Origin of the sequence: Coleofasciculus sp. H7-2 (genome assembly GCF_042747725.1) — a bacterium.
Taxonomy (GTDB): Bacteria; Cyanobacteriota; Cyanobacteriia; order Cyanobacteriales; family FACHB-T130; genus FACHB-T130.
In genome coordinates this window covers 92,528-117,048 of record NZ_JBHZGO010000048.1, presented here as the reverse complement: position 1 = coordinate 117,048, position 24,521 = coordinate 92,528, and the positions used below count along the sequence as shown (strand labels likewise).

Sequence of the window (24,521 nt, the reverse complement as noted above, 5' to 3'; positions counted from 1 at the left end):
TTGCCTTAACTCAAATGAGAGCCAACGGTTGTATTCGCACGCTTAAGGCGAGGAGTTGCAACCATCTTCATGCCTTCCGGTGCTGCTAAAGTCAAACCCCGACGCACCGGAATAACCGGACGCTTATTAACTAGCGACACTTGAAAACGCGACAGAATTGTTGCCAGCACCAATTTCATTTCATACATCGCAAATGCCATCCCAATACAGCGACGATTCCCGCCACCAAAGGGCAAATATTCATAAGGAGAAAATTGCCGTTCCAAAAAGCGCTCTGGCTTGAATTGCTTCGGCTGTGGGAAAGTTTCCTGCCGATGGTGGGCTAAATAGATACTGGGGACGATTACTGTTCCTGGCTCTAATTTGTAGCCTGTTATCTCGATTGGCGATCGCACAACCCGAATAAAGGTATTGGCAGCAATTGGGTAAATGCGAAGCGTTTCAGAGCAAACCGCCGTTAGATAGGGTAGTTTGGCAATGACACTCGGATCTGGATCGGCATCAAGAGAGTCTAACTCTTGGAGCAGTTTGTCGCACACCTGCGGTAATTGGTCAACCCAGTACAAAGCCCACGTCAGCGCAGAAGCCGTGGTTTCATGTCCGGCGACTAGCAGAGTCATTAACTCATCGCGTAACTCTACATCCGTCATCGGTTGACCCGCTTCATCACGAGCAGACATCATTAAGCTGAGGATATCTTGCCGATTCGGGTTAGCTTCCGCCCGACGTTCCCCGATCTGAGCATAAATCAGTTCGTCAATTTGTTTGAGTTGGCGCAGCATTCGACCCCAAGGACTCCAAGCGCCTAAATCTTGTTGGAGAAACTCAAAAAAGAAGGCGCTGGAGTTGAAGCGGGAACTCATCAAGTCCAGCGTTGAACCGACTAAGCGGCGTAGTTTTTCCAAACGCAGTCCCTCATCCAGTCCAAACACCACCCGTAAGATGACGCGCAGGGTGATTTCTTGCATCGACGCACGGACGTTGAAGGATTTGCCCATCGTCCACTGATTCATCACCTGCTCGGCGATTTCAGAGATAATCTGACCGTAAGCCCGCATTCGATCCCCGTGAAAGGGAGGGGTTAAAAGTTGTCGTTGGCGCTGATGGCGATCGCCATCCAGTAGTAGCAGAGAATTTTCTCCCAATAAAAACTCTAAACCGCTGTTCCCCCTCCCGGCGTCTAAGTGAGTAGAATCGGCAGTGAAAATCGTTTGCAGTGCTTGTGGTTGGCTGAAATACACAATGGGAGTACCTTTGCTTCCCTGGATGGTGAAGGTGTCACCATAGGCTTTGGCATAATCATCCAGGTACTTTATGGGCTGAAAAATAAATTTCATTAACCGCAGCGATCGCGGAGTGTTTGGCCCTTTAGGTAGGCTGTTAGTGAGTTCCATTGAGGCGTTTCGGGTTCAGAGCTATTCGATTCTATTGTGGCGAGTTTAGAGGGCGGAGTGTTGGCTCAGTTCAACGCCATGTCCTCAGAGGGCGATCGTTCGCTTCGCACGCCAAGCGGTTGACAAAGGTAGCGCCAGTCAAGCCCTATGCTAACGCACAAAAAACTCCTCTCGATCCCATTAAGCGGTATATTCGGTGGAGTCAGCATCACAAGCGAGCAGTGCCAAGAATAATTGCTATTCTCAACGGTAAGGGAGGAGTCGGTAAAACCACTACAGCAGTCAATCTGGCTGCAACCTTCTCCGAAGAAAAACGGGTTCTTCTGGTCGATGCAGATATTCAGGGTTCGGCAACTTGGTGGGTTGAGCGTAGCGAGAAAGGAATGGGCTTCGATCTCGTTCAAGAGACAGATCCAAAACTTTTAGGTCGTTTACGTAAGATAGAAGGCTACGATTTAGTAGTGGTGGATACGCCTCCAGCATTGCGATCGGAAGCATTAGCGGCGGTAGTAGCGATCGCTGATTATCTGGTTTTACCCACGCCCTGTGCGCCGATGGATCTGGCTGTACTCATTGAGACAGTAAGGGAAGCCGTCATGCCAGTTGGAATCGCCCATCGGGTACTTCTGACGAAGGTGGATGCGCGAAGTTTGGGGGAAGCACTGGAGGCTCAAAACACACTTCAAGAGCTAGGAATTCCGGCTTGCCATAGCTTTGTCCGTGCCTACAAAGCCCACGAACGAGCGGCTCTTGAGGGGGTGCCGATTCATCAATGGACGGGGAAAAAGGCACGGGAGGCGGAAGCAGACTACCGCCGCGTGGCTAATGAAATACAGCGTGATTGGAGGAACTAAAAATAATGGCTAAAAAACGTCTTTCAGACTTACTACACGAAGAAGCACAAAAATCGCCAGATTCAGAAGCTGAACCTGTTCTAGAGGCGACCGTTGAGGAAATTATAGAAGTGGAGGCGGAACTCGTAGATGAATCATCAACAGATACGCCCGATAAAACTCCTGCGAAACACTCAAATTCAACGAAGACTGACTTAGAAGCAACTGTGACAGAGTTAAAAACAACTTTGGAGCAAGCACGCCAAAGGGAGGAATCTCTACAGCAGCAAATCACCGATTTGCAATCCAATTTGGATGAGCAAAAATCACTTGTTACCGAGTTGAAAGGTGTTTTGAAGGAAACACGCAAAGTGGAAGCCTCTCTACACCAGCAAATTGCCAATTTGCAGGCAGATTTGGATGAACAAAAAAAACTGCTAAATAAGCACCAAAAAGCTCAAGATCAAGCCAAACAGATGAAGACAGAGCTGGAGCAAACCAAAAAAGCAGCCATGCAACTTGCAGAAGCGAACTCTAAGCTGATTGAAGAAGCCAATGCTCTACACAAAGAGCAGGAATCTCAAGCACCGAAGCACAAAACATCTGAGCGGACATCTAACAACTTCCCTCAACCTCAGCCTCAACCTCAAACCGATGAGCCTGCTGATTTTGCCGCAAAAAGTTGGTTGTTGTAAATACACTCAGTCTGACAATCAAAAGATACGGTTGGTTAATTCGTGAGGGAACTGACCTCTCCCCGACTGTATTCCAGACGCGATATATCGCGTCTGGAACGTTTTCTTTTTACTCGTAATTAAGCTAAGGTCAGCAGCCTTAGTTTGTATAGAAGTAGGGGCAGGTTATCAACCCGCCCCTACTTCTAAGCACACTTGTTATGTTAGTTAGCTGAATTCAAAATCCGAAATTGATTAAGCAGGATTTGCTTGCGCTTTTCTCTGGAGTAAGTTGAGAATCGAAGCTTTTTCCAGAAGTCCGACTAGCACGCCGTTTTCACGAATGACGGTAAGCTGAGTAAGCTTTTCTTGTTCTAGCAGTGTCACCACTTCTAGTAAGGATTGATCGGATTTGACGGTTGTGGAGAATTCGACGGGTTTGGTTAGCTGTGCGACCGATATTTCAGTCCACTGAGAGGTCGGAACGGCTTTGAGATCGTCAACTGCGATCGCGCCCACTAATTGTCCCTCTTCATTGGTGACTAAGAACCGCGACGCTTCGCTTTTGCCAATGATGTACTCGTTAACAAACTCTCTCAGGGAAAGCGACTCAGAAACAATTGGGCTATCGGTCATGACTGCATCTTCTGCGGTCAAAGCGGCTAGTTGTTCTTGCACTCTAGCAGCCTGGGTGGCTCGACCAGCGTTTTGCAGCAAGAACCAACCGATTAACAAGTTCCAGAAGTTAAGACCGCCGCCAAATAGTAGAGGAATCAGACCAGAAGCGATCGCTATCCAACCAATGATTTGACCGGCGCGACCCGCAAACACAACACCTTTATAAGGATTGCCGGTGATCTTCCAAACCAACGCTTTGAGGATATTACCACCATCCAGGGGCAAGCCAGGAATCAGGTTAAATAGCGCCAGCACTAAGTTGACGTAAGCCAGCACTCCGAGAATCGCTGCAAACGGCCCGGAAATGCCCGTGGTAAAGCCAATCGCGCTAATTAGACCAAACAGCGCCAAACTGACTAAAGGTCCGGCGATCGCCAGCCAGAATGCTCCTGCGGGGGTTTTTGATTCTTTTTCTAGGCTGGCTAGACCACCAAACAGAAACAAGTTGATAGATTTAACTTCAATTCCCTGTTTGATAGCGACAAAACTGTGTCCGAGTTCGTGCGCCAAGACGGATGCAAACAACAGCAGCGCCGCAATTAATCCCAGTAGCCAGGGTAATCCCCCGCCTAGTCCGGGAAATTGAGCCGCTAGTCCACTGCCATAGCTCACCGTCACCCAAGCCAGGACAAAGAACCAGGACGGATGTACGTTGAAGGGAATTCCGAATAAATTGCCGACGCGAATCGTGCCGTTCATTACGCCACCTCTGATTTAACATCTGAGAGGCTTAAATTGAACCTCTCTTTCTTGCACCTCTTTATCGTAATGAAATGTAACGAGCATTTTAATCTTTCAGCTACCGTACTATCCGTCCATTAAGGTTCGGTTTTGGAATAGCCTGGTGTGAGGCATTCTGACTATTGCCTCGGCATAATAGAATCAGTACTGCTCTTGAAAGGCTGACTTCTGCATCACGTCCTTGGGGCAGAAAAGCTCTCCCAACCTCGATGACCGCAGGTGCCTCCCTATGCCCGTCTCCGAAACTCAAATCACCCGCTCCTATAATCAAGAAGAGATCCAGCAAATTCTCCAGATAGCGATCGCCCGTCAAACTGACGACACAGAATTTACCCGCGAACAGCTACTAGAAATCGCATCTGAATTAGAAATCTCCCCAGAGTGCCTTCAGGTGGCAGAACAGCAGTGGCTAGCCAAACAGGGAGAAATCCAAAAGCGACAGGATTTTAATCTCTACCGGCGCAGCAAATTACAGAAACAAGCGGGCAAATATACGATCGTCAATTCGTTTTTGATGCTGCTGAATATAGTAAATGTCGGTGAGCTTTCTTGGTCTTTATATATTGCCTTATTCTGGGGATTAGGGCTGGGGCTTAATGCTTGGAATACCTTTCAATCTGGAGGCGAAGATTACGAAAAAGCCTTTCAGAGATGGTATCGTCAGCACCAATTGAAACAATCACTTACTACTGTTTGGGATAAGGTTCTCAAAGCTTGGCAGACCTAAAGCATATCCAGGGCTATTTCATTCTCCTGAAACCCGCCCGTGGACTTAAGTCCACTGCCTAAAAGCCCAAGTCGTCTAAAGACGACTCAAATACTAATGTACAGTCGTCTTTAGACGACTTTAGCTATGAGACAGGGGTTTCAACCCCTGGCAGATTATAGGTTTGAGAGAATGAAACAGCCCTGAAAGCATATCTCTCTAGCGAAGAGGAAGTTGTGGCTACGCAAAGGAAGTGGGTTGAAAATCAGTTTTTATGAGCGAGAATTTTGTGTAGAAACTATGCAACGTCTCTAGATTCGCTAACGCTGATCTTGGCAGATCTGCCAAAGGCGCGATAGCGAAGCGCTGACTTGTCAGTTCGCGAAGCGCTCCAAAAAGTCAGTTCGCATTTTTTCCCCAGTCAGCACATCTCCCACAGGAACAGCTTTCGTTTGCCTTAAAATAATCCTGTCGGCTTGGTTCAACTAACCAGACCATTACGGCTAGACAAGTTCTCTCTGCATTCTTCCTGCATTAGATATGGTTCAGTACACTCTCGCACAAAGCCCAGAAGTCATCTTGACTGTTCCAGGCAAAGATTCAAAAAAAGCCCGTGAGAAAGCGATGGAGCAGCTCATGGAACTCATGGATGCAGACAAGCTACCCACAGAGCTTGAAGATGGATTTAGTCCGCAACAACTGATTGAAGTCAAAGAGCTGGAAGCGGATGGGACTAGCGATGAAGACGCCGTAACCCAAGCTGTACAAGTTCTGAGCAACCTTGCCACACTAAAGCTGAAGGTACAGGAGTCACGCGCCGAGGCGCTCAAGGTTCGCGCTCAAGTAGATATTCTGTTTTCAGAAAAGTCGGTGAGTGAAGAGGAAATCGCTCAACTCAAAGACGGTTTTAAAGTTCTCAAAACCTTTGCACAAGTGAATCTGCGCTATCACGAGGCTCGATCGAAAGCAGAGCAAGCTCGTAGCGTGCTAGATCAAGCTTTAAAATCTCCTGAGAGCTAATTTCTCTGCTAAGGCGCATCTGAGGACAGCGATCGCTTCTGAGAATCCAGACTTGATAAGCGATCGCGCTAGGAGTTTTTCTCTGATTCGCAGCGCCAAATGCATCTGTAACCACCCAAGAAGATAAGCAATGATTCAATTTGGTAAAACTCCTTCTGATTCCGGAGAAAAGAACTGGCGAAACCAGCTCGCTCAATTTGTCAAAGCCAATCAGCAAGAATTGGCAGCATTATCTTGGGGATTGTGGTTAGAAAATGGAGATACTCAGGGGAGTTTGGGGATCGATGTGAAACCGAAGCCGCATTTCGTCTATTGTCCAAAAGAGGCAATAGAAACACTCAATAGTAAAGTCGAAAATCAGCTTCAGGAAATGTTAGGAGTTGTGGATGCTCATAACCCTGAAGTGGAGGTTCTCGTCATTGGAATTGGTGAGGGACAGATAAAGCTGATTCAGTTTCAACCCGAACCTCCACCTCCCGCTTGCTTTGAGCAAGTCGCCGCAGATGTCAATACATTGCTAGAGCGATTAGAGCAGCAGATGGGCGAAGAGATACAAGGCTAAATCCAGAAAGCGATCGCGCATTTCGTATGCACTCTTAGTGCTGTTCGCACGCTTGCTAGTGAGGGGAAACGCGAGCGCACTGGCTACCATCCAAACTCACTGAATGTGAGTAGAAATATCCGTTAGGATGAATTTGTGCCAATATCTACGCCATCAAGCTTTGTAGCCTTTAACTTCGCCATACCATTTAGGTAATTTAATAATTTGCAAACGATCGAACGGGAGTGGAATTAAAATCAGAGAATGGTGAGCTAGTGAAAGATAAGCTATGACAACCATCGAGATTGTTTCAGAAGCCAGCGCCGAGCAAACAATTTATCGGGCAATCTGTGGAGTACAACAGGCTACTGGTGCAACACCCGGTCAGGCACTGGATATGCTTGAGAAGGAACTAGCAACACAAGGGTTTAGAGAGAGTGGTAACACAGTAATCATCGTGCAGCGTTTTCGTCCCGATAATTTCTTTACCGCAGACCAGCAATTACGGCTTGGGGAACTGATGGATCGATTTCACCAAACTAGCGTTGTCGGGGAGGCATTTGCTCCCGCCGAAAAGCAAGAATTGGAGAGATTAGTTGAGGCTGAATGGAACGCTGCGATAGAAAGAGCTAAAGAAATTCTCAAGGGAACTCAAAGTGAAAAACAGTAGCCTTGTATATTTCTTTGAGACGCTGTGAATCCTAACTATCTCCTCGTAGCACAACGGGCCAAACATCAGTGTGAATACTGTCATGCACCAGAAGTTATCTTCAACGTTGCTTTTGAGGTGGATCACATTATTCCTATCTCCAAAGGTGGCTTGGATGAATCCCCAAACTGGGCGCTTGCCTGCCGTGTTTGTAATCTCCGCAAGTTAGATTATGTAGATGGGTTTGACCCAGTTAACCAACAACAGGTACGTTTGTTTAACCCTCGAACCGATAGTTGGTACGAATACTTTGCAGTGCAAGGAGAAGCACCTTTCCTACTAGAAAGCACAACATCTATTGGTCGTGCTACTTTGGATCGGTTACAGATGAATGCACCGTTGCAACTCAGAGCTAGAGCGCAATGGATAACATTAGGAATTTTTGGATAATATTACTATCTCACCAGCTTTTAGGGCTGGGATTCCTGTATAAGCGATCGCGCATTTCGTATGCACTCTTAGTGCTGCTCGCACGCTTGCTAGTGAGGGGAAACGCGATCGCATCTTTCATCAACTAAGCTCGTTAGTTAATCAGAACGCCTAGATGCCATCTGCTCGTCCAAACTCACTGGCCCAGAGCCAACATAGTACACCATGAGCAATCCCCCGATAATGGCTAAGTTCTTCATGAACGCAATCACCTGCATGGAATCATCAAAATTGCTGTGAAAAATTAGCGTAGTCGGAATCATGAAGATAATTAACGCGATCGCTCCCCAACGGGCTTTGTAACCTAGCAATACGGATAATCCGCCAGCCAGTTCAATAATAATTGCCGCGACTAGCAACAGCCCCGTCAGCGCTTCCGGGATGCCCTTGCTTGCCATAAACTGTTGCGTGCCACTGAAGCCGGGAATTTTATCAAAGCCGGACTTCAAAAAAATGGCGGCTAAGAAAGCTCGTGCTATGAGGGGGATGTATTTTTCCATATTGACACCTGCGATCGCTTCGCCTTTAACTTACAACAACATCCGGTGGTAAGCAAAGTAATGGTATAAGCGATCGCTACCGTCACCGCCGATGACATCCTTAGCTTCGACTACCCGAACCTTTAGCCCTGGCGGATTAACAACAGTGCCTTGCTTATAACAACATTCCCGCGATCGCAGCTGTCATAAAACCCGCAAACAAACCGCCTATCATCGCCCTGACACCCATTCTCGCTAAATCTTTCTGACGGTTCGGTGCCATCCCGCCAATCCCACCAATTGTGATGCCAATCGAGCCAATATTGGCAAAGTTGCACAAAGCGTAGGTGGCGATAATTACAGCCCGTTCGGATATCGCCTTCTGCTCAATCAGCGTCTTCAGATCCACATAGGCGATAAAATCATTCAAAATCGTCTTTTTGCCTAACAACACCCCCACCTGGGCGCAGTCAGCCCAAGGCACTCCGAGCAGCCACGCAACGGGGGCCATTAAAAAAGATAACATCCACTCCAACGACAACAAAGGCACGCCGAAAAGTCCCCCCAACCATCCCAGGAGGGCATTGACAAAAGCCAATAACCCCAAAAAGGCAATAATCATCGCCGCTACATTAACTGCCAGTTTCGTCCCTTCAATCGCTCCCCCAGCCGCTGCATCAATCGCATTCACAAAGGTACTCTCCACATCTATCTGTGCCTTGCCAACCGTCTTGGGAACTTCCGTTTCCGGATAAAGCAATTTTGAGGCAACCAGGGAAGTCGGGGCAGTCATGAAGAAAGCGGCAATCAGGTGTGCTGGTGGAATCCCAAAGGAGAGATATGCCCCTAATACGCCACCGGCAATTGTGGCAAAGCCCCCCGTCATCACCGCATGAAGTTCTGATTGCGTCATCGTCGCCACATAAGGCTTAACCAGCAGCGGTGCCTCAGTTGGTCCTAAAAAGATGTTGGCAGCACACGATAAAGACTCAGCCCCCGATGTTCCCATCGTCTTCATCATTACCCACGCCATCACATTCACCACTCGCTGTACAATGCCGTAGTGGTATAGCACCGTGATGAACGAAGAAAAAAAGATAATCGTGGGCAGCACTTTAAAAGCAAAGAAATGATCGACAAATTTATCTCCAAAGACAAATTTGGCACCAACATCAGAGAATTCTAAAAAGCGGCTAACGACATCGCCGAGAAACTTAAATACAGCTAAACCGCCGGGAGTTTTCAGAATCAGCAGTGCAAAAATAAACTCTAACCCTAGCCCCCAGAATACCGGACGCCAACGCACAGCACGCCGGTTCACTGAGAAGGCATAAGATAATCCCACAAAAACAGCCAATCCCAGTGCTGAAATCACCCGCTCCATCGACTCTCTCAGGGCTAAGTTACAATACGGCGTATCATAGCCTGGATGTGTGGGCAAGAAAGTATCGGTTGAGCCTCCGGATTCTATCTTTGTGGGGATGGATCGGAATGAATCACTACAACATTCAAGGCGATTAGAATTCTGGGGAGATTGTAAAATGGTACGGATTTTTCTTTCCGCTGGACATGGTGCTGGCGATCCGGGCGCACAAGCTGGAGGTACTACAGAAGACAGAGAAATGAGGCTTACCCGCGATGCGGCGGTGCAGGAAATGCGATCGCGCGGTTTAGAGGTTTCCTCTGTTCCCGATACGCTGAGTTTGAAGGAAACGATTGCTTGGATCAACGCCTACTCCCGCCGTGGCGATGTCGCTTTAGAAATCCATGCCGATTCTGTCGGAAACACCAGTATCCGGGGTGCCAGCGCCTTCTATACTGACGGCAACGAGCAACGCGAAGCCGATGCCCAGTTGGTGCTGCAATCCTTACTTAAAGCGGTTTCAGGATTGCCGTCTCGTGGAGTTAAATCGGATACCGCTACGGGTGTCGGTAGTTTGGGTTTCTGCCGTCAAGTGGATATTCCCTCGATGCTGATGGAGTTGGGGTTTGTCACGAATCCAGGCGATCGCTCTTTACTTCAAACTAAGCGTCAAGACTTTGCCCGTGGATTGGCTGACGGTCTAGAAGCTTGGAGTCGCAAGGAAGCTCAGAGGCAGGGCTTAACGCCTCCCCCTCCTCCTAGCTACCCAGTTATCAGTGTGAAAATCAACGACCAGATATATAAAAATCAGGGAATTTTGGTCAATGGGAATGCTTCTATTCCTATTGTTTTCCTAAAGTCGTTAGGAATCGATCCAAGTAAAGTCGCTGACTTCCGCACCCTTACTCACCGTAATCTCGAATATATCAAAGCGGTGGATTTACAGCCATTTAGAGTATCCGTTAAATGGGACAATCCAAGCCGGACGGTCATTTTAACCACCCAGTAATTTGCTTTCAAATGAATGCATCCTCGGCTGTATCGGTGACAGCAATTGTTTTGGCAGGTGGACAAAGTTCTCGCATGGGACGCGATAAAGCCTTAATTTCTGTTAACGGCGTTCCCCTGATTCGGCAGGTTTGTGAAGTTGCCCAAGCCTGTGCTTCAAAAGTGTATGTGGTAACGCCGTGGAGCGAACGATACCAAGATATTCTACCTAGCCGTTGCTCTCTGGTTCGAGAAGTTCCTTTTCAAAAGCATGAACCCGAAAAGATGAATGAAGAATTAATTCATCCTAACCTTGGGGAAAGGGAAGTGCCTGCATCCTTCATTCCTCATCCTTCCCACGGGCCACTCATTGGCTTTGCCCAAGGACTCGCGCCAGTACAAACAGAATGGGTGTTGTTACTTGCCTGCGATTTGCCCAATTTGAAAGAGGAAATTTTGCTCAATTGGGTACAGCATTTACCAGAGGTGCCAGAAGATTGTATTGCCTTTCTCCCCCGACACCCCAAAGGCTGGGAACCGCTATGCGGTTTTTATCGCCGCCGCTGTTTGCCTAGCTTGACTGAATTTATTAATAAAGGGGGCAGATCCTTTCAGCAATGGTTGTCTCAACATCCCGTACAAGAACTGCCCCTAACCGAGCGATCGCTCTTATTTAATTGCAACACACCGGCTGACTTGGAAGAATTAAAAATGCAAAATTAAAAATTAAAAAAAGACTCTTAATTTTTAATTTTTAATTTTTAATTTTTAATTTCTTTGGGTTCTGCTTCCAAATTTGGCAAAGGTGCCAACTGAGGGAGAGGTGTCAGTGGCGGCGTAAAGTCAGGCGTCGGCTTCGGGGGTGGCGGTGGCGCAAAGGTGGGGGATAAGTTGCGGGGCAAATCATCTGCCGAAATGCAGGTATCCAGCGCTTTGGCGGCAGAAATCTCCAACTGGCGATTCAAGCCGACAACGCATTCAGCAAAGCGGACTGGTAAAAGGCTACGACGACAGGATTCGAGTACCTCCAGCAGCGGCGGGTTTTTGGCATCTTGGGAAATATTAATCACGCACCTGCCTAACTCGATGGGACGTCGCACCCGGAGACAGGCAGCCAGAGCGTCTCGTGAGGCAATCTGAGTTTCTCGGTTAATATTAAACACGCAAGCTGATAAATCTGTGGGTTTGAGGGCATCCGAACAGGTAGAGGCAGCGAGTTCTGTGGAGATACCAACCGCCCTTAACTCAGCAGCGCAGTATTGAAAGGGGCTGAAATGGGTGGCGGTGGCAGGAACGGTCTCAACAGCGATCGCAAATAATCCTGCGGTAAGGGCTAGCCCAGTAGTGGATAATCGTCGGGAACGAGACAAGGCACGTTCGCTACTTTTGTTTTGCATGATAGTTCTACATAAGTAGGTCACAAGCTATCCTACTTGGACATTGGTAGCAGTTTGCACCTTTGTACTCAGTGCAATGCTATCGGCTGCGACTAAAAATGCGATTGGGGACGCGATCGCTTTTCCAAAAGCTAAAATTATCGAACCCCACATCCGCAACCAAGAAGTTAGCAAGTTGAAATCTAGACAAATAGAGACGTTCCCACAGAACGCCTCTATCGAAGGTTACTAAATTCAAAGCTGCAACCTTTTTAGTATTCAGGCACCGAAGGGTCAATTTCTCGACTCCAAGCGGTAATTCCGCCTTTGACGTTGGTGCCTTCAATTCCAGCTTCTTTCAGAATCCCCAGCGCCTTCGCAGAACGTCCACCCAGCTTGCAGTGGGCAATCAAGCGATGACCGTTGAGCAATTCTTTCACTTGGGCAACACCCGCACCGTTTTCAATATCTGGTAACGGCACCAAAACGGCACCCGGAATTCTAGCAATTTCGTACTCGTTAGGATTGCGAACATCAAGCAGTACAAAATCATCTGCACCGCTATCTAGCAATTCCTTCAATTCCCGAACCGTCATTTCTGACATTTCCATCTGCTGTTTCGCCTCTTCTGCTTTTGCTTGTGGGATACCGCAGAATTCTTCATAATCAATTAACTTTTCAATGACTGGTCTTTCTGGGTTCGGACGCAGTTTCAGTTCCCGGAACTTCATTTGCAAGGCATCATACAGCAACAACCGCCCGCTGAGAGTTTGACCTTGACCGATAATAATTTTGACCGTTTCTGTTGCTTGGATAACGCCAATAATTCCTGGCAAAATTCCCAAAACGCCGCCTTCAGCACAGGAAGGAACCATTCCGGGTGGTGGGGGTTCCGGATAAAGGTCGCGGTAATTTGGGCCATTTTGGTAGTTAAATACCGTCGCTTGCCCTTCAAACCGATAAATGGAACCGTAGACGTTAGGCTTATTTAACAACACGCAAGCATCGTTAACTAGATAGCGCGTAGGGAAGTTATCGGTGCCATCTACTACGATGTCGTAGGGTTCGAGAATTTGTAAGGCATTTTCGGCACTTAGGCGTGTTTCGTACAAGTCAACTTGGCAATAGGGATTTATTTCTAAAATCCTATTTTTTGCCGACTCAATTTTCGGTTTACCTACCCAAGAGGTGCCGTGAATGACTTGGCGTTGCAAGTTGGAATTATCGACGACATCAAAATCAACAATACCAATTCGTCCGATACCAGCAGCGGCGAGATACAGCAGTAGAGGCGAACCCAGTCCACCTGTACCAACACACAGGACGCTTGCTGCTTTGAGGCGTTTTTGCCCTTCCAGTCCTATTTCTGGCAGGATCAGGTGGCGAGAGTAGCGTTCGTATTCTTCTTTGGAAAGCTGGATTTGATCCAGATTGGGATTGAGCATGACCTTTTAGTGAGGGCAGACAGAGTTAACAGCCTATCAAAGATACAATAGTCTTTGGATCTTTGGGTCTTAATCGTTTTTAAAGTTAAGTTCTTAATCTAGGTTATTTCAACAATTATCATTTCTTCAGGCTGAAACTGGTGGGCGTCGTCGAGACTCCAGTTGCGGAGATCGCCAGCTTTGCCTTGTTGAACTGACACAATAATATACGAGTATACTGACCACGCACACGCTCGATCGAATTCAGAAGGAATTGCTGGATGGTCGGGATGGGAGTGGTAGATTCCAATGATATCAAGTTGGCTGGGCGAAGCACTCTCGCGTCCCTGCTTTTGTACTTTAAGCATATCTTCGGGAGCGATCGCGTATCTGTCTCGCTTATCCGAACCCAGTTTCGCGGAACCTTCAATCTCTGGGAACGCTTCTACTGCTTGTGCATCCCAACTGTTCTCGGTTGGCATTACTTCCACCACAGTTTTGCCATCTTCCGCCAATTTACCTAGCAGCAAGCCGCAGCACTCTTCGGGATAGGTGCTTTCGGCATGGGTGCGGATGGCTTGCAAATGCTGAGGGCGGAGTTTTAAAACTGCCACGATGCCAATCATCCTGAGTGAGACGTGGAACTATTGTATGCCACTGAAGTCTCTCATTCTTCTTGTCTGACTATTTTGGTTTTCCTGCACAATAGCATTGCTTCTACAGTAATTTTGAAGAAAATATTTTCTTTTGTAGCTGCTGCCTTTCCTGTCAATTCGTTGAGATTGAAGCCATAGATTTTATAGCGAATTAAATCAAAAATATTTTCAATTTCAGGGGGGTTGGTGTAAGATTTAATAAAGTTAATTGTATTATTGTTGTTTAAAGCAATCTATCTGACAGCACAGATTTCCATTATAAAAGTATAGTACCGGAGCGAACCGGATTTGTCTAGTCCCAATTTCTTTAATTTTTAACAGCGTCAGAGCGATCGCAAAGAGTCAAGGCGTCCGCTCAATGCGTCAGTGGGCTTTACCTGCACCCAGATAGAGTTCTCCCACCTTGGGGTCATTCAAGAGTTCGGAGCCGGGACCTGAGAAGCGATCGCGTCCTGTATCCAGCACATAACCACGGTGTGCCATTCCCAAAGCTTTCCGGGCATTTTGCTCCACCAGCACAATTGCCGTACCCGTTTGATTAATTGCTTGAATCTGCTCAAAAACGTTATTGACCAACAGGGGAGACAGCGCCGCCGAAGGTTCATCCAGCAGCAACAGAGTGGGTTCCAACATCAAAGCCTTTCCCATTGCCAGCATCTGCCGTTCTCCCCCTGACAGAGTTCCAGCCCGCTGATGCCGCCGTTGAGCCAGAACCGGAAACGTGGCAAAGATACGATCCTTGAGCGGTTGCAAAGGGACATTGCGAATAAACGCGCCCATCTCCAGATTCTCTTCCACCGTCAGCGATGGGAACACATTAGAGATTTGCGGCACGTAGCACATCCCCCGCCGAACAATTTGATCCGACTTTAAGCCAGCAATATTCTCGCCTTTGAAAGTAATTTTGCCTTGATGAGAACTTAAGAGTCCAAAGATAGCCTTTGCCAATGTTGATTTCCCGGCACCATTGGGGCCAATTACGGCAACTAATTCACCGGGATATATCTTGAAATTAACACCTTGCAGGATATCCAAATCTTTGACATATCCAGCCCAAACATCTTCAACTTCTAATAAAGGTTCATTAGTCATTCGTTATTAGTTATTAGTTATGGCTCATGATTTATGGCAATTCCTGCATCAACCATGAACCATGAATAATCAACAATTAGGGTGTCTTTTGCAAATCCGGGCGTTCTTCGGGGACAATTGCCCCTTCCACAGGGCAGACTTGTAGGCAGATGCCACAGTCAATACAAGTGGCAAAATCAATCCAGTACCAGCCAGTCCCCTTAACATTCTTACCGGGACCTTCGTGAATACAGGCAACAGGACAAGCATCGACACAATCAGCGACGCCTTCGCAGGTATTGGTAACAATCGTATGCGGCACAGTGTTCTCTCTCTTGGGATTGGCAGACATCTGCTTCTCTAGACTACCAAAGTCTTCCGACTGATAGCTGAAACGAGACATTTTAAATGTAAAAGTACGCAAACTTAAGGTAAAATTTTGCCCAAAAAAGCACCTCTCCTTTGCGTACCTCTGCGCTTCCCTTTGCGTACCTTTGCGTTAAAAAAATCTAACTCAGCATCTCAATTTTAGTAGCACCCTCAGCTTCCACCCAGGCAAGGCGACGGATGTGACGGCTACGGGCATATTCTCGCACATCTTCAGGCGATCGCTCCCCTAAATCCATCTCCACCCGCACCAGATGAATAGAATCTCGCAGGGTTTGGGCGTAGGCAAAAGCTGCCATATAGGCTTGGGGGGATGAAGGAACGACTAACCAATCACTAGCAGGCGTTTCGCGGGGCATCCCAGCCTTCGAGAGCAAGACTTGGTATAAGTCTTCAATGTTAAGAGCAAAGCCAATACTGGGGTAAGTTTGCCCTTGGGGATGATAGAGTCCCAGCAATTGGTCATAGCGTCCCCCCTGAGCTAAAACCCGTGCTTGGGTGTCTGTATCGCTAACGACTTCAAACACAATGCCGGTGTAATAGTTAAAGGTTTGGATCAAGCTAAGATCCAGAGTCACGGGGAAGGTTTGCTGATGGGAGAAGCCTTCGTTTAGAAGATCGATGAGCGATTTCAGATTACTGACTGTTTTGCGCTCAGATTCTGCTAAATCTAGAGTAGAAACTCGTTGCAGCACATCAGCAGGGTGTCCCCGCAGCTCAAATAGAAATAAAGCCCGTTCTCGCAATTCGGGCGAAAGGGGCAGAGTTTCCAAAGTGATACGATCGAGATGCGCGATCGCGCGTCGCACTTTTTCTTGCAGATGAACTGGAAACGGGGAAAAAAGCGATCGCGTTAACCCCGCTTCTCCCAAAATTACCTGCCACTGGCTTAACCCCAGACACTTCAGGCAGTCTCCCAGCAGCAACAGCACCTCTGCATCTGCCAAGACACCACCCGCACCCAACAGCTCTACCCCTGCCTGGTAAAATTCCTGCTGACGCCCGTAATTGCTTCCCTGCGAACGGCGGAATACATTTGCGTTGTAGTAGAGGCGTTGCGGATAAGTAACACCAGCCATGCGCGTCACAGATGCACGGGCGATCGAAGCCGTCAGTTCTGGGCGGAGTCCCAGCGTCCCCTCCTCAGCATCCTGTATTTGAATCACTGTCGAGCGCTGGATTGCTCCGCCTGCCATCAAAGTATCCAACCGCTCTAGAGTGGAGGTGATAATCCGGTGATAGCCCCAGCGGTGATACACCTGCTGCAACCGATCTTCAATCCAGCTTTTTTGAGCGACATCGAGAGGCAGTAAATCCCTCGCGCCTGCCGGGGGTTGATAAACCATTCAGTCGTTGTTTTTTGTTAGTTGACAAGCGATTAGCAAGCGAAGTATTCGCGATTAGCGAGTTGACGGATTGACTCTAGCTCTCACCGACAACTGCCAAACATCTAATAGCCCAGTTGCTAACCGAAGAAATCGCTTTCTTATTTCTTCTTACCAAACATACCAAATAAACCGCCTCCAGACTTATCCTCCGGCTTGCCCTGCCCTGGCTTGCCCTGCCCTGACTTAGGCGGCGTCGTTGTCTTGCCACCCGCAACTTTTTGTGCCAGCTTGTCAAGTGCCTGTTTGCCCTCTAGCCCGATCGGGTCTTGAGGGTTTAATTTCAAAGCTTGGGTTATGTGTACCTTCGCCATTGTCACCTTAGGCGGAGTTTGCTTCAAATAAACCATCCCCAATAAGCTATGGCAATGGCTATTGTTCGGCTCCATTTTCAGGGCTTCCCGCAACTCTATCTCCGCCTTAGCAAACTGGTTCTTCGTTATCAACTCATCAGCGCGACGGAAATATGGCTCCGCGACTGATGTCTGAGCCGGTGACGATGGTGGCGGCGGTGGTGGCGGCGATGATGCATTGGGGCCAGCAGCCCCCGTGACAGGACGTTTATCTGACATCATTGAGGTTGCTACCCCAGAACTCCCCTTCCGCCGCAGGTAAACCATATTCAGTTCGCTGATTTGAGCCGTCACTTCCAGGACTTGGCTCAAAGATTCATACTGCGTTTGTGCTAGCTTTTGCAGTGCCGTTTTATAGGAATGCTCTAAATCGCCGCCAGCCTGAGCTAATTGTTTCGCGGTTTCACCTTGGGGTTGAACGTTCGCCGCTTCCCCAGCCAAGCGCTTACCCATGCGCCCGATCATAACGACGTATTCTGCCCGCGTGCGATCCTGAGATAGTTGTTCGTAGGCAGGATTTACCAATTTTGACAACATCTGGCTGGCACGCTGTTTTTCTGCTTCGTTTTCAGCCTTGCAACTATCCGGATGCAATCTCCGGGCGATTTTGAGATACCGTTTGCGGATGTCATTGACTCCTGCATCTACTGGCACCCCTAAAATTGCGTGGTGGTCTGTGAAATCAAACTTGAACAGTCCACGGTCGATCCGAAATGACATAGCCCGCTGTCCCACCATCAGAGCCGAGTATTGTTTCTAATATACTTCCCTTGCGAAAGCTATGTGTGACCTTGCTTACAGAGAAGCCTAATTTTCAGCACTTTGCCATCTACTTAGAGGTGTAATTTGCAAAAGTTCTTGACTGAGTTGTGAGTGCAGATAACCATTTGTCGCCAAAATCCGACCGGAATGAATCGCTAAAGGACTCCCATCGTAGGCGCTGACTTTGCCCCCGGCTTCCTCTACGATTACCACTCCGGCTGCCAGATCCCAAGGTTGTAAACCCCGTTCCCAGTAGCCATCCAGGCGTCCGCAGGCAACATGAACGAGATCGATGGATGCGGAACCGCTGCGCCTGACGCCCTGGGTGAGATGGGTAAGGTGACAAAATTCAGCGTAGTTATTGTCCGCTGTTTCGCGTCGATCGTAAGCAAAGCCGGTGACGAGCAAGCTTTTGCTCAACTCGGCTGTTTTGGAAACCCGGATACTCCGCCGGTTGCAAGTGGCTCCTAAGCCTTTGGCAGCGCGAAACAACTCATGATGAAATGGATCGTAAACGACACCGACTTGGGGAACTCCGTCAATCAGTAACCCGATTGAGGCGGAGAAAAAGGGATACTGATGAGCATAATTCGTGGTGCCATCCAGGGGATCGATTGCCCAGAGGTATTCGCTATTAGTATCTCCCAGTTGCCCGGATTCTTCTGCCAGGATTTGATGGTGGGGAAAATGGCGATTGATGACTGAAAGAATTGTGGCTTCGGCGGCTTTATCTGCTTCGGTTACGAGGTCGCCTGGGCGTCCTTTTTCTTCAACGGCTTCTAATTTGCCCCAGTAGCTTTGCAAGATGGCACCAGCAGCTAGCGCCGCCTCGGTGGCAATATCTAGAAAAATTTGCAGTTGGTCGGGGGTATGGCGAGTCATATTTTTAGCTAATGGCTAATGGCATTGAACAATGAACAATTAGCCATTCGCAATCAGCTGTTAACGATTTTGACGCCGAAACTCCGCTGGAGTCAAGCGCATGGGTTTTTCTGGGTTCCAAATGCCTTTGCCCATAATTCGAGCATATTCTTGAGCGGTGGTGAGCCGTTGGTCATATTTGTTGTTGAGCGATCGCGGCACAAACACATACCCTTCTACCACCATCTGCTCGTTCAGCAATACCCCATCTTTCCACACATAAGCTAACCGGCGCTCAAACTGGTCTTTGCTTGACCCATCCGACTCTAACAAAACGGATTGCCCACCAATCAACTGCTTGAGCCGCTCTTGAGCCGCCGCTCCCCAAGGCTGCTGTTTCATATCTGGTGCTTCGATTCCCAGCAGCCGCACTCGCTCTACCAAAGCCGATTGCTTGCTGGTATCCAGCACTTCCAGGGTTTGTCCGGTGACAACCCGCTCCACCTTTACGGTTGCGCCTGTCGGAACTTCTTTAGCTTGGCAACCCACCAAGAAAAGGCAAAAGGCAAAAGGCAAAAGGCAAAAGAGAAAATTCTTTTGCCTTTTTATTTTGCGCGATCGCCTTTCGTTAGTCTTCATCCAGAGGTAAACCGAAACGGACTTTGCCTTTGCCAAAATAGCGACCGAACTGGAGTTCGTAAACTTCATCCTCATCCTGAGTTTCCACTTCCAAGTCGGAGCGGGGATAGCTCACGCATAATAGAGCATAGCCTTTGTCGCGCAGTTGTGGAGAAAGCCCCATTGCTTCTGGCTGATGGATTTCCCCTGAGAGGACGCGCACGGCACAGGTGGTACAAGCGCCATTGCGACAGGAAAAAGGCAACTCGACGCTCTGATGCTCGACGCTAGATAGGATATAGCGATCGCTTGGCACCTGAAGGTCGTGATGAGTACCTGTATGGCGATTGTGTATGCGAATGGTGTAGTAATCAGTCATAAAAATAGTGTATTATTAAAAATCGCAGCTTTGAGTTGCACATTTCAAAATAAATAAGCCTCTGGAGAGGTGGCCGAGTGGTTGAAGGCGCAGCACTGGAAATGCTGTTTGGGGGCAACCTCAACGTGGGTTCGAATCCCACCCTCTCCGTTGAAAATCAAGACTACACAATGCTTTGAGACTAATCGCCCCAGAAGAATCTTCTGGGGCGATGGTTATTTTTGGCGATCGCCTGACTATCAGCGAGTGAATACACAGCGCGATCGCCTCGCCATCAAATAAACTTACAATCAAAAGTAAACTATTACTATTAAACAAGAAGAATATCGCATGACCCAACTATCTAATAATTGCACTCCCCGTCTTGGAAGGGTATTTCCAGAACGCCAACTATCTCCAGACGAAAAAGCCAAACTCAGGTCTGAAGACGAAGCCTTTTCTAAGCGTTGTCGCGAAATTTTTGACCGAGTGCAACCAGAGTTAATTAAGGAGCATTACGATTGGTTTATCATCATTGAGCCAGTCAGTGGGGACTATTTCATCGATCCCGATAAAACAGTTGCCAGGGCAAAGGCTCGTGAGAAGCATCCTGATAAAAAGCGCCTTATCATGTGCCTAAACGAAACGGGAACCTGTGGCAGAATATGATTTCAGGCGAGTTTAACAGTAGGGGCGAGTTATTCTTTGAAACCGGTTTAATGGCTGCTGATGGTGATATTATTCCAGTCAAGGCATTATTAGATACAGGATTCACTGGTTGGCTGGCAATTGATAACCAAGATGCCCTTAGTCTAGGGTGGGATCAAGAAGATGAGCCGCAGGAGATGCAGACGGCACAGGGGGACGCGCAGTTTAATCTATATGAAGGAACTGTGCTTCTGGATGGACAGGAGTTCGCAATTGAAGTATTGGGTGGAAATGGACTGGAAAATATTCTCTTAGGTGTACGTTGGCTTCAGACAAAGCGATTGTTAGTTGATTTTGCGGCGGGAGTATTGACGTTGGGGTAAGAGCGATCGCATCTGCAATTGACTAGAGGAGAAAGACGCGATCGCCTAGTTATTGAATACGCTTATAATAAAAAACAAACCATTAATATTAAACAGATATAAAATCATATGACTCAACTATCTAACAACCGCACACCGCGTCGGGGCAGAATATTTCCAGAACGCCAATTACCACCCGAAGAAAAAGCCAGACGTAAAGCTCTTGATGAAGCATTTTATCAGCGTTGTCGGGCGATTTTTGAACGAGTTCAACCAGAACTAATCAAAGATCACTACGACTGGTTTATCGTAATTGAGCCAGACAGCGGGGATTATGTCATCGATCCAGATGAAAAGGTTGCAAGGAAAAAAGCTCGCGAGAAACATCCTAATAAGATGCGCCTCATTGCCTGTATTAATGAAACTGGAACTTGCGGCAGAATATGATTTCAGGCGAGTTTAATCGTAGGGGCGAGTTATTCTTTGAAATTGGATTGATTGCATCTGATGGAGATGTGATTACAGTTAAGGCGCTCTTAGATACAGGTTTCACGGGTTGGCTGGCAGTTGACAACCAAGATGCCGAAAGTTTGGGCTGGGATATTGACAGTAATGAGCGCCGTGATATGCAGACTGCACGGGGAGTAGCACGGTTTAATCTTTATGATGGTAGCGTGCTTTTGGATGGACAAGAGTTCACAGTTGAAGTTTTGGGAGGGGATGAACTGGAAAACATTCTCTTGGGTGTACGTTGGCTTCAGACAAAGCGATTGTTAGTTGATTTTGCGGCGGGAGTGCTGACGTTGGGGTAAGAGCGATCGCGCTGCAATTTGACTATAGGAGAAAGACGCGATCGCCTAGTTATTGAATACGCTTATAATAAAAAACAAACCATTAATATTAAACAGATATAAAATCATATGACTCAACTATCTAACAACCGCACACCGCGTCGGGGCAGAATATTTCCAGAACGCCAACTATCTGAGGAAGAAAAAGCCAGACGTAAAGCTCTTGATGAAGCATTTTATCAGCGTTGTCGGGCGATTTTTGAACGAGTCCGCCCTGAATTTATCGAAAATTACTACGGCTGGTTTATAGTTATTGAGCCAAACAGCGAGGATTATATTATTGATCCTGATAGAGATGCTGCTTTGATAAAATCTCGTCAAAAATTTCCCCAAGGAAGACTGATTATCTTCTGTTTGAATGAGACAGGAGTCTGCGGCAGTATATGATTCAAGGCGAGTTTGGCAGCAAGGGTCAGCTACTAGTTGCGATTGATTTGATTGATGTTGAAGGAGAGCCTATTCAGGTCGATGCACTACTAGATACAGGATTTACCGAGTGGGTGGCAATTAATAACCAAGATATAGAATCATTCGTCCACAAATTTTACGGTTTATACGGATGGACGAGGCTCTACCATCCTCTGTGTCTTTGTTCTAGTGTTTGTACATTCTTATACTACTGGGAGAGTGACAAAACAGGGTTAAAGGCGATCGCATCTATATTTCACCGATTTGTATCTAAATTTTATATCTAGCGATCGCGCCTTTTGCATAAATTAGAACTCTCCATAAAAAATAGGGTGAGCATTGCCCACCCTACGACGAATAAATTAACTAAAAGGAGCGTTTATTTTGCGGGTTGCGCCTTGTTTTGAACCAGCAGGCGCTCAAAACTTAGGGAAAATACTCCCAACGTCACCAGTACGATGCCGAAAATTGATATGGGCTGTAAAGCATTCTGAGCGCTGGGAATAATCAAAAATGCCAAAACTGCTGTTAACACAGGACCACTAGAGGCGATGATCGAGGCTCGTGCGGCACCCAAGAAGCGAACGCCAAAGTTATTTAACAAATAGCCCGCTAGAGTCAATATTCCCAAGACAACGCCGCTGATAATCAAACCCAGCCGCTTATCGGGGATGACCTGAACAGCTAAGTTTTCTGGTAGTGGCAACATCAGACTGATGCTAGCCAGGACAAAGATGGTTGTAAACTGAACCAAGCTGACGGGGACGGGGTGAAGCTTTTGAAAGCCAAGCTGCATAAAAATCAGGTAGAAGGCAAACGCGATTCCTGAGGCGGCGGCGGTGCCAACTCCCACCCCGGAAATGCTCGCCATCCCACTATTAACCGCTGGGAAGATTTTAGGCCAAGCCGCGAGGATAACACCCAAGGAAATCGCGCACATCACTCCAACGCGCAGGAAGGTGGGGCGATCGCCAAAGAACAGCCACGCCAGCGGGACTGTAATAATTGGATACATAAACAGAATTGTCACTGCAACCCCTGGGCCAATTTGCGGGATGGCGATATAAATCAGCACTTGCGACAAAAACAGAAAGAAGCCACTCCCGACTACAGTCAAAAGCCCGCGCCTGTCTGGATCTAATAAAAACTTCTTGATGTCCCTCCATACGTTGGGATAGAGAATGATGGCGAGTAATGCCATCAAAGGCAGCACCACCATCATGCGGAACCACAAAATTAACAGCGAGTTGCCCAAACCCAGCTTGATGAATCCTCCCAAGGGAAACAAGTTAAAGATTTGGCTTTCTCTGCCGATGATCTGGACAACAACGTTGTGAACCGACAGCGCCACTGTGGAAATTAGAATCAACAATAAACCTAACTGACCTTGGGAGCTTGGTTTAGCTTGGCTTGGTAGAGGTAGCGGTGCAGCCGGAACCGCGAACGGGATCTCATTCGCTTCTGGCGGCTGTTTGCGATCGCTATAAGCTTGTCCTCCAACCTCTGATGATGGCTCTACTAATGGCAGCGCACCGCTTTCTGCTTGCAGTTGTTCGTGCAGGCGATTGACAAGAGTTTCTAAAATTGCTTCTCCTTGTTGCTCCAAGCTGTGCATCCGCGACAGCTGCTGGGAGAACGAACTTTGATAGCTGCTAATGTCTTGTTGCAGTGTTTTGAAAGTCGTTCTCAGGGTTGTATCCAAGGAAGAGAGAATTCGGTAGGCACTGTCGTTGTAGTCATTTGCCGAGGGTGGCAAATTGGCACTGCTAGTGCCACTCAGCGGGCGATAGGAGTTGCCTGGTTGCTGGGACAGTCGCTGCATCAGCAGGTCTTGCAGGTGTTCGGCGATCGCTTGGGTGAGTTGCCCGACTAAATATTGCTGCTGATCGATTTGTTCTTGAGGCAGAGGGCTTTGGGACGAGGGTAATTGCTGACGCTGAGCTTGTAAATTGTTGATCTCATCGACCAACCGGGATTTTTCAGCCTGGAGCCGCTCAACGTCTTGATTCAACTGGACGATGAGATTTTGCTTCAGGTTCTCAAGTTCCTGCGTCATCGCCCTCAAAAGAGCCTCTGCTGCCGTAGCATTTCCGGTGTTGTGGTTTTCCGGTAGATTGTCCAGTTGCCCCATTAGCGTATAACCTCGGTGCGATTGGCTATAACGAAGTGTGATTGTAACTTAGTCTACTTAAGCCTTGTTAGTATTTCTGATATTTTGGCAGATCCACTTCAGCAATGGATGTGATTTGGCTCAAATGGGTATTGTTTCTCAGATGAATGATCGGGTTTGATTTTTTGGCATTAATCCTGACAGATTATTCCAAAATTCTGGTGATTTTTAAGAGATTTTTCTGGTGAATTTAATTTTGTTCTAGAGCTGTTGAATCTTGCAGTCACTGCAAGAACAGCCACTTTGACACCATCCTCCAGCAACACATTGAAGAACC

32 protein-coding genes and 1 tRNA gene are annotated in these 24,521 nt (G+C 47.6%); 18 read left to right on the top strand and 15 right to left on the bottom strand.

Going from position 1 to position 24,521, the window contains the following annotated elements; translation table 11 throughout:
• Window positions 1-5 precede the first annotated feature (5 nt).
• On the bottom strand, window positions 6-1,394 hold the full coding sequence (locus ACFW2W_RS11790) for a cytochrome P450 (RefSeq protein WP_378177761.1): 1,389 nt from the start codon (window positions 1,392-1,394) through the stop codon (window positions 6-8).
• A gap of 221 nt (window positions 1,395-1,615) precedes the next feature.
• On the opposite strand from ACFW2W_RS11790, the gene ACFW2W_RS11785 reads away from it, so the two are divergent.
• Both ACFW2W_RS11785 and ACFW2W_RS11780 read left to right on the top strand, forming a co-directional pair.
• Complete coding sequence (locus ACFW2W_RS11785; RefSeq protein ID WP_378177983.1) at window positions 1,616-2,248, top strand: ParA family protein; 633 nt, start codon at window positions 1,616-1,618, stop codon at window positions 2,246-2,248.
• A 5-nt stretch (window positions 2,249-2,253) separates the two neighbouring features.
• Window positions 2,254-2,922, top strand: a complete 669-nt coding sequence (locus tag ACFW2W_RS11780; RefSeq protein ID WP_378177759.1) for a hypothetical protein — start codon at window positions 2,254-2,256, stop codon at window positions 2,920-2,922.
• Between the two features lie 234 nt (window positions 2,923-3,156).
• On the opposite strand, the gene ACFW2W_RS11775 is transcribed toward ACFW2W_RS11780, so the two are convergent.
• A complete protein-coding gene (locus tag ACFW2W_RS11775; protein ID WP_378177756.1) occupies window positions 3,157-4,278 on the bottom strand; it encodes a site-2 protease family protein in 1,122 nt (373 codons plus the stop codon).
• Window positions 4,279-4,549: 271 nt separating this feature from the next.
• Between ACFW2W_RS11775 and ACFW2W_RS11770 the strand changes: the two genes are divergently transcribed.
• From ACFW2W_RS11770 to ACFW2W_RS11750, 5 genes are all read left to right on the top strand, one after another.
• The gene (locus ACFW2W_RS11770) at window positions 4,550-5,047 is read left to right on the top strand and encodes a 2TM domain-containing protein (protein WP_378177753.1); all 498 of its coding nucleotides are present in this window, start codon (window positions 4,550-4,552) and stop codon (window positions 5,045-5,047) included.
• A 519-nt stretch (window positions 5,048-5,566) separates the two neighbouring features.
• Window positions 5,567-6,046, top strand: coding sequence for a hypothetical protein (locus ACFW2W_RS11765; protein ID WP_378177750.1), 480 nt, complete (start codon window positions 5,567-5,569; stop codon window positions 6,044-6,046).
• A 130-nt stretch (window positions 6,047-6,176) separates the two neighbouring features.
• Window positions 6,177-6,608, top strand: a complete 432-nt coding sequence (locus ACFW2W_RS11760) for a hypothetical protein (protein ID WP_378177749.1) — start codon at window positions 6,177-6,179, stop codon at window positions 6,606-6,608.
• Between the two features lie 268 nt (window positions 6,609-6,876).
• Complete coding sequence (locus tag ACFW2W_RS11755; RefSeq protein ID WP_378177746.1) at window positions 6,877-7,257, top strand: hypothetical protein; 381 nt, start codon at window positions 6,877-6,879, stop codon at window positions 7,255-7,257.
• A gap of 24 nt (window positions 7,258-7,281) precedes the next feature.
• On the top strand, window positions 7,282-7,686 hold the full coding sequence (locus ACFW2W_RS11750; RefSeq protein WP_378177743.1) for an HNH endonuclease: 405 nt from the start codon (window positions 7,282-7,284) through the stop codon (window positions 7,684-7,686).
• Between the two features lie 137 nt (window positions 7,687-7,823).
• On the opposite strand, the gene ACFW2W_RS11745 is transcribed toward ACFW2W_RS11750, so the two are convergent.
• Window positions 7,824-8,225 (bottom strand): DoxX family protein, encoded by a 402-nt coding sequence (locus ACFW2W_RS11745; RefSeq protein ID WP_378177741.1) that lies wholly within the window; start codon window positions 8,223-8,225, stop codon window positions 7,824-7,826.
• A gap of 154 nt (window positions 8,226-8,379) precedes the next feature.
• Window positions 8,380-9,588, bottom strand: coding sequence for a NupC/NupG family nucleoside CNT transporter (locus tag ACFW2W_RS11740; protein WP_378177739.1), 1,209 nt, complete (start codon window positions 9,586-9,588; stop codon window positions 8,380-8,382).
• Between the two features lie 157 nt (window positions 9,589-9,745).
• Here ACFW2W_RS11740 and ACFW2W_RS11735 point away from each other — a divergent pair, with 157 nt between their 5' ends.
• Together ACFW2W_RS11735 and ACFW2W_RS11730 are read left to right on the top strand one after the other, a co-directional pair.
• Entirely contained in the window at window positions 9,746-10,576 is an 831-nt protein-coding gene (locus tag ACFW2W_RS11735; protein WP_378177736.1) for an N-acetylmuramoyl-L-alanine amidase, read from the top strand.
• An 11-nt stretch (window positions 10,577-10,587) separates the two neighbouring features.
• Window positions 10,588-11,277, top strand: coding sequence for a molybdenum cofactor guanylyltransferase (locus ACFW2W_RS11730; protein ID WP_378177733.1), 690 nt, complete (start codon window positions 10,588-10,590; stop codon window positions 11,275-11,277).
• Window positions 11,278-11,315: 38 nt separating this feature from the next.
• Here the strand turns inward: ACFW2W_RS11730 and ACFW2W_RS11725 are convergent, their stop codons facing one another.
• A complete protein-coding gene (locus ACFW2W_RS11725; RefSeq protein ID WP_378177730.1) occupies window positions 11,316-11,951 on the bottom strand; it encodes a hypothetical protein in 636 nt (211 codons plus the stop codon).
• Between the two features lie 76 nt (window positions 11,952-12,027).
• Here ACFW2W_RS11725 and ACFW2W_RS11720 point away from each other — a divergent pair, with 76 nt between their 5' ends.
• Window positions 12,028-12,183 (top strand): hypothetical protein, encoded by a 156-nt coding sequence (locus tag ACFW2W_RS11720; RefSeq protein ID WP_378177727.1) that lies wholly within the window; start codon window positions 12,028-12,030, stop codon window positions 12,181-12,183.
• Window positions 12,184-12,202: 19 nt separating this feature from the next.
• On the opposite strand, the gene moeB is transcribed toward ACFW2W_RS11720, so the two are convergent.
• The 9 genes from moeB to ACFW2W_RS11675 all read right to left on the bottom strand — a co-directional run bounded on the left by moeB (window position 12,203) and on the right by ACFW2W_RS11675 (window position 19,826).
• Window positions 12,203-13,375 (bottom strand): molybdopterin-synthase adenylyltransferase MoeB, encoded by a 1,173-nt coding sequence (moeB, locus tag ACFW2W_RS11715; protein WP_378177724.1) that lies wholly within the window; start codon window positions 13,373-13,375, stop codon window positions 12,203-12,205.
• Window positions 13,376-13,473: 98 nt separating this feature from the next.
• Window positions 13,474-13,968, bottom strand: a complete 495-nt coding sequence (locus ACFW2W_RS11710; RefSeq protein ID WP_378177721.1) for a Mov34/MPN/PAD-1 family protein — start codon at window positions 13,966-13,968, stop codon at window positions 13,474-13,476.
• Between the two features lie 405 nt (window positions 13,969-14,373).
• The gene (locus ACFW2W_RS11705) at window positions 14,374-15,102 is read right to left on the bottom strand and encodes an ABC transporter ATP-binding protein (RefSeq protein ID WP_378177718.1); all 729 of its coding nucleotides are present in this window, start codon (window positions 15,100-15,102) and stop codon (window positions 14,374-14,376) included.
• Window positions 15,103-15,178: 76 nt separating this feature from the next.
• A complete protein-coding gene (locus ACFW2W_RS11700; RefSeq protein ID WP_378177980.1) occupies window positions 15,179-15,403 on the bottom strand; it encodes an indolepyruvate ferredoxin oxidoreductase subunit alpha in 225 nt (74 codons plus the stop codon).
• A gap of 187 nt (window positions 15,404-15,590) precedes the next feature.
• Window positions 15,591-16,814 (bottom strand): ATP phosphoribosyltransferase regulatory subunit, encoded by a 1,224-nt coding sequence (locus ACFW2W_RS11695; RefSeq protein ID WP_378177715.1) that lies wholly within the window; start codon window positions 16,812-16,814, stop codon window positions 15,591-15,593.
• 140 nt (window positions 16,815-16,954) lie between these two features.
• Window positions 16,955-17,926 (bottom strand): DnaJ domain-containing protein, encoded by a 972-nt coding sequence (locus ACFW2W_RS11690; protein WP_378177712.1) that lies wholly within the window; start codon window positions 17,924-17,926, stop codon window positions 16,955-16,957.
• A gap of 87 nt (window positions 17,927-18,013) precedes the next feature.
• Window positions 18,014-18,850 carry an inositol monophosphatase family protein gene (locus ACFW2W_RS11685; protein WP_378177709.1) on the bottom strand — a complete coding sequence of 279 codons (837 nt, stop codon included), beginning with the start codon at window positions 18,848-18,850 and terminating at the stop codon, window positions 18,014-18,016.
• 60 nt (window positions 18,851-18,910) lie between these two features.
• The gene (locus ACFW2W_RS11680; protein ID WP_378177706.1) at window positions 18,911-19,468 is read right to left on the bottom strand and encodes a thermonuclease family protein; all 558 of its coding nucleotides are present in this window, start codon (window positions 19,466-19,468) and stop codon (window positions 18,911-18,913) included.
• On the bottom strand, window positions 19,458-19,826 hold the full coding sequence (locus ACFW2W_RS11675; protein WP_378177703.1) for a 2Fe-2S iron-sulfur cluster-binding protein: 369 nt from the start codon (window positions 19,824-19,826) through the stop codon (window positions 19,458-19,460). The genes ACFW2W_RS11680 and ACFW2W_RS11675 overlap by 11 nt, the downstream gene beginning before the upstream one ends.
• Window positions 19,827-19,889: 63 nt before the next feature.
• Here ACFW2W_RS11675 and ACFW2W_RS11670 point away from each other — a divergent pair.
• From ACFW2W_RS11670 to ACFW2W_RS11635, 8 genes are all read left to right on the top strand, one after another.
• A tRNA-Ser gene (locus ACFW2W_RS11670) sits at window positions 19,890-19,976 on the top strand.
• Window positions 19,977-20,108 carry a hypothetical protein gene (locus ACFW2W_RS11665; protein ID WP_378177700.1) on the top strand — a complete coding sequence of 44 codons (132 nt, stop codon included), beginning with the start codon at window positions 19,977-19,979 and terminating at the stop codon, window positions 20,106-20,108.
• Window positions 20,109-20,156: 48 nt separating this feature from the next.
• The gene (locus ACFW2W_RS11660) at window positions 20,157-20,474 is read left to right on the top strand and encodes a hypothetical protein (RefSeq protein WP_378177697.1); all 318 of its coding nucleotides are present in this window, start codon (window positions 20,157-20,159) and stop codon (window positions 20,472-20,474) included.
• Entirely contained in the window at window positions 20,471-20,836 is a 366-nt protein-coding gene (locus tag ACFW2W_RS11655; RefSeq protein WP_378177694.1) for an aspartyl protease, read from the top strand. The genes ACFW2W_RS11660 and ACFW2W_RS11655 overlap by 4 nt, the downstream gene beginning before the upstream one ends.
• A gap of 108 nt (window positions 20,837-20,944) precedes the next feature.
• The gene (locus tag ACFW2W_RS11650) at window positions 20,945-21,262 is read left to right on the top strand and encodes a hypothetical protein (protein WP_378177691.1); all 318 of its coding nucleotides are present in this window, start codon (window positions 20,945-20,947) and stop codon (window positions 21,260-21,262) included.
• Window positions 21,259-21,627, top strand: coding sequence for an aspartyl protease (locus tag ACFW2W_RS11645; protein ID WP_378177688.1), 369 nt, complete (start codon window positions 21,259-21,261; stop codon window positions 21,625-21,627). Before ACFW2W_RS11650 ends, ACFW2W_RS11645 begins: the two co-directional genes overlap by 4 nt.
• Window positions 21,628-21,735: 108 nt before the next feature.
• Window positions 21,736-22,053 (top strand): hypothetical protein, encoded by a 318-nt coding sequence (locus ACFW2W_RS11640; protein WP_378177685.1) that lies wholly within the window; start codon window positions 21,736-21,738, stop codon window positions 22,051-22,053.
• Window positions 22,050-22,361, top strand: a complete 312-nt coding sequence (locus ACFW2W_RS11635) for a hypothetical protein (protein ID WP_378177683.1) — start codon at window positions 22,050-22,052, stop codon at window positions 22,359-22,361. The genes ACFW2W_RS11640 and ACFW2W_RS11635 overlap by 4 nt, the downstream gene beginning before the upstream one ends.
• 92 nt (window positions 22,362-22,453) lie before the next feature.
• On the opposite strand, the gene ACFW2W_RS11630 is transcribed toward ACFW2W_RS11635, so the two are convergent.
• Complete coding sequence (locus ACFW2W_RS11630) at window positions 22,454-24,205, bottom strand: EamA family transporter (RefSeq protein ID WP_378177680.1); 1,752 nt, start codon at window positions 24,203-24,205, stop codon at window positions 22,454-22,456.
• Between the last annotated feature and the right edge of the window lie 316 nt (window positions 24,206-24,521).

Coding starts and splice junctions, on each gene's coding strand:
- ACFW2W_RS11790 (WP_378177761.1), bottom strand. CDS start 1,394: ATGGAACTCACTAACAGCCTACCTAAAGGGCCAAACACTCCGCGATCG.
- ACFW2W_RS11780 (WP_378177759.1), top strand. CDS start 2,254: ATGGCTAAAAAACGTCTTTCAGACTTACTACACGAAGAAGCACAAAAA.
- ACFW2W_RS11775 (WP_378177756.1), bottom strand. CDS start 4,278: ATGAACGGCACGATTCGCGTCGGCAATTTATTCGGAATTCCCTTCAAC.
- ACFW2W_RS11770 (WP_378177753.1), top strand. CDS start 4,550: ATGCCCGTCTCCGAAACTCAAATCACCCGCTCCTATAATCAAGAAGAG.
- ACFW2W_RS11765 (WP_378177750.1), top strand. CDS start 5,567: ATGGTTCAGTACACTCTCGCACAAAGCCCAGAAGTCATCTTGACTGTT.
- ACFW2W_RS11760 (WP_378177749.1), top strand. CDS start 6,177: ATGATTCAATTTGGTAAAACTCCTTCTGATTCCGGAGAAAAGAACTGG.
- ACFW2W_RS11755 (WP_378177746.1), top strand. CDS start 6,877: ATGACAACCATCGAGATTGTTTCAGAAGCCAGCGCCGAGCAAACAATT.
- ACFW2W_RS11745 (WP_378177741.1), bottom strand. CDS start 8,225: ATGGAAAAATACATCCCCCTCATAGCACGAGCTTTCTTAGCCGCCATT.
- ACFW2W_RS11740 (WP_378177739.1), bottom strand. CDS start 9,588: ATGGAGCGGGTGATTTCAGCACTGGGATTGGCTGTTTTTGTGGGATTA.
- ACFW2W_RS11735 (WP_378177736.1), top strand. CDS start 9,746: ATGGTACGGATTTTTCTTTCCGCTGGACATGGTGCTGGCGATCCGGGC.
- ACFW2W_RS11730 (WP_378177733.1), top strand. CDS start 10,588: ATGAATGCATCCTCGGCTGTATCGGTGACAGCAATTGTTTTGGCAGGT.
- ACFW2W_RS11725 (WP_378177730.1), bottom strand. CDS start 11,951: ATGCAAAACAAAAGTAGCGAACGTGCCTTGTCTCGTTCCCGACGATTA.
- ACFW2W_RS11720 (WP_378177727.1), top strand. CDS start 12,028: ATGCTATCGGCTGCGACTAAAAATGCGATTGGGGACGCGATCGCTTTT.
- moeB (WP_378177724.1), bottom strand. CDS start 13,375: ATGCTCAATCCCAATCTGGATCAAATCCAGCTTTCCAAAGAAGAATAC.
- ACFW2W_RS11705 (WP_378177718.1), bottom strand. CDS start 15,102: ATGACTAATGAACCTTTATTAGAAGTTGAAGATGTTTGGGCTGGATAT.
- ACFW2W_RS11695 (WP_378177715.1), bottom strand. CDS start 16,814: ATGGTTTATCAACCCCCGGCAGGCGCGAGGGATTTACTGCCTCTCGAT.
- ACFW2W_RS11690 (WP_378177712.1), bottom strand. CDS start 17,926: ATGTCATTTCGGATCGACCGTGGACTGTTCAAGTTTGATTTCACAGAC.
- ACFW2W_RS11685 (WP_378177709.1), bottom strand. CDS start 18,850: ATGACTCGCCATACCCCCGACCAACTGCAAATTTTTCTAGATATTGCC.
- ACFW2W_RS11680 (WP_378177706.1), bottom strand. CDS start 19,468: ATGAAGACTAACGAAAGGCGATCGCGCAAAATAAAAAGGCAAAAGAAT.
- ACFW2W_RS11675 (WP_378177703.1), bottom strand. CDS start 19,826: ATGACTGATTACTACACCATTCGCATACACAATCGCCATACAGGTACT.
- ACFW2W_RS11660 (WP_378177697.1), top strand. CDS start 20,157: ATGACCCAACTATCTAATAATTGCACTCCCCGTCTTGGAAGGGTATTT.
- ACFW2W_RS11655 (WP_378177694.1), top strand. CDS start 20,471: ATGATTTCAGGCGAGTTTAACAGTAGGGGCGAGTTATTCTTTGAAACC.
- ACFW2W_RS11650 (WP_378177691.1), top strand. CDS start 20,945: ATGACTCAACTATCTAACAACCGCACACCGCGTCGGGGCAGAATATTT.
- ACFW2W_RS11645 (WP_378177688.1), top strand. CDS start 21,259: ATGATTTCAGGCGAGTTTAATCGTAGGGGCGAGTTATTCTTTGAAATT.
- ACFW2W_RS11640 (WP_378177685.1), top strand. CDS start 21,736: ATGACTCAACTATCTAACAACCGCACACCGCGTCGGGGCAGAATATTT.
- ACFW2W_RS11635 (WP_378177683.1), top strand. CDS start 22,050: ATGATTCAAGGCGAGTTTGGCAGCAAGGGTCAGCTACTAGTTGCGATT.
- ACFW2W_RS11630 (WP_378177680.1), bottom strand. CDS start 24,205: ATGGGGCAACTGGACAATCTACCGGAAAACCACAACACCGGAAATGCT.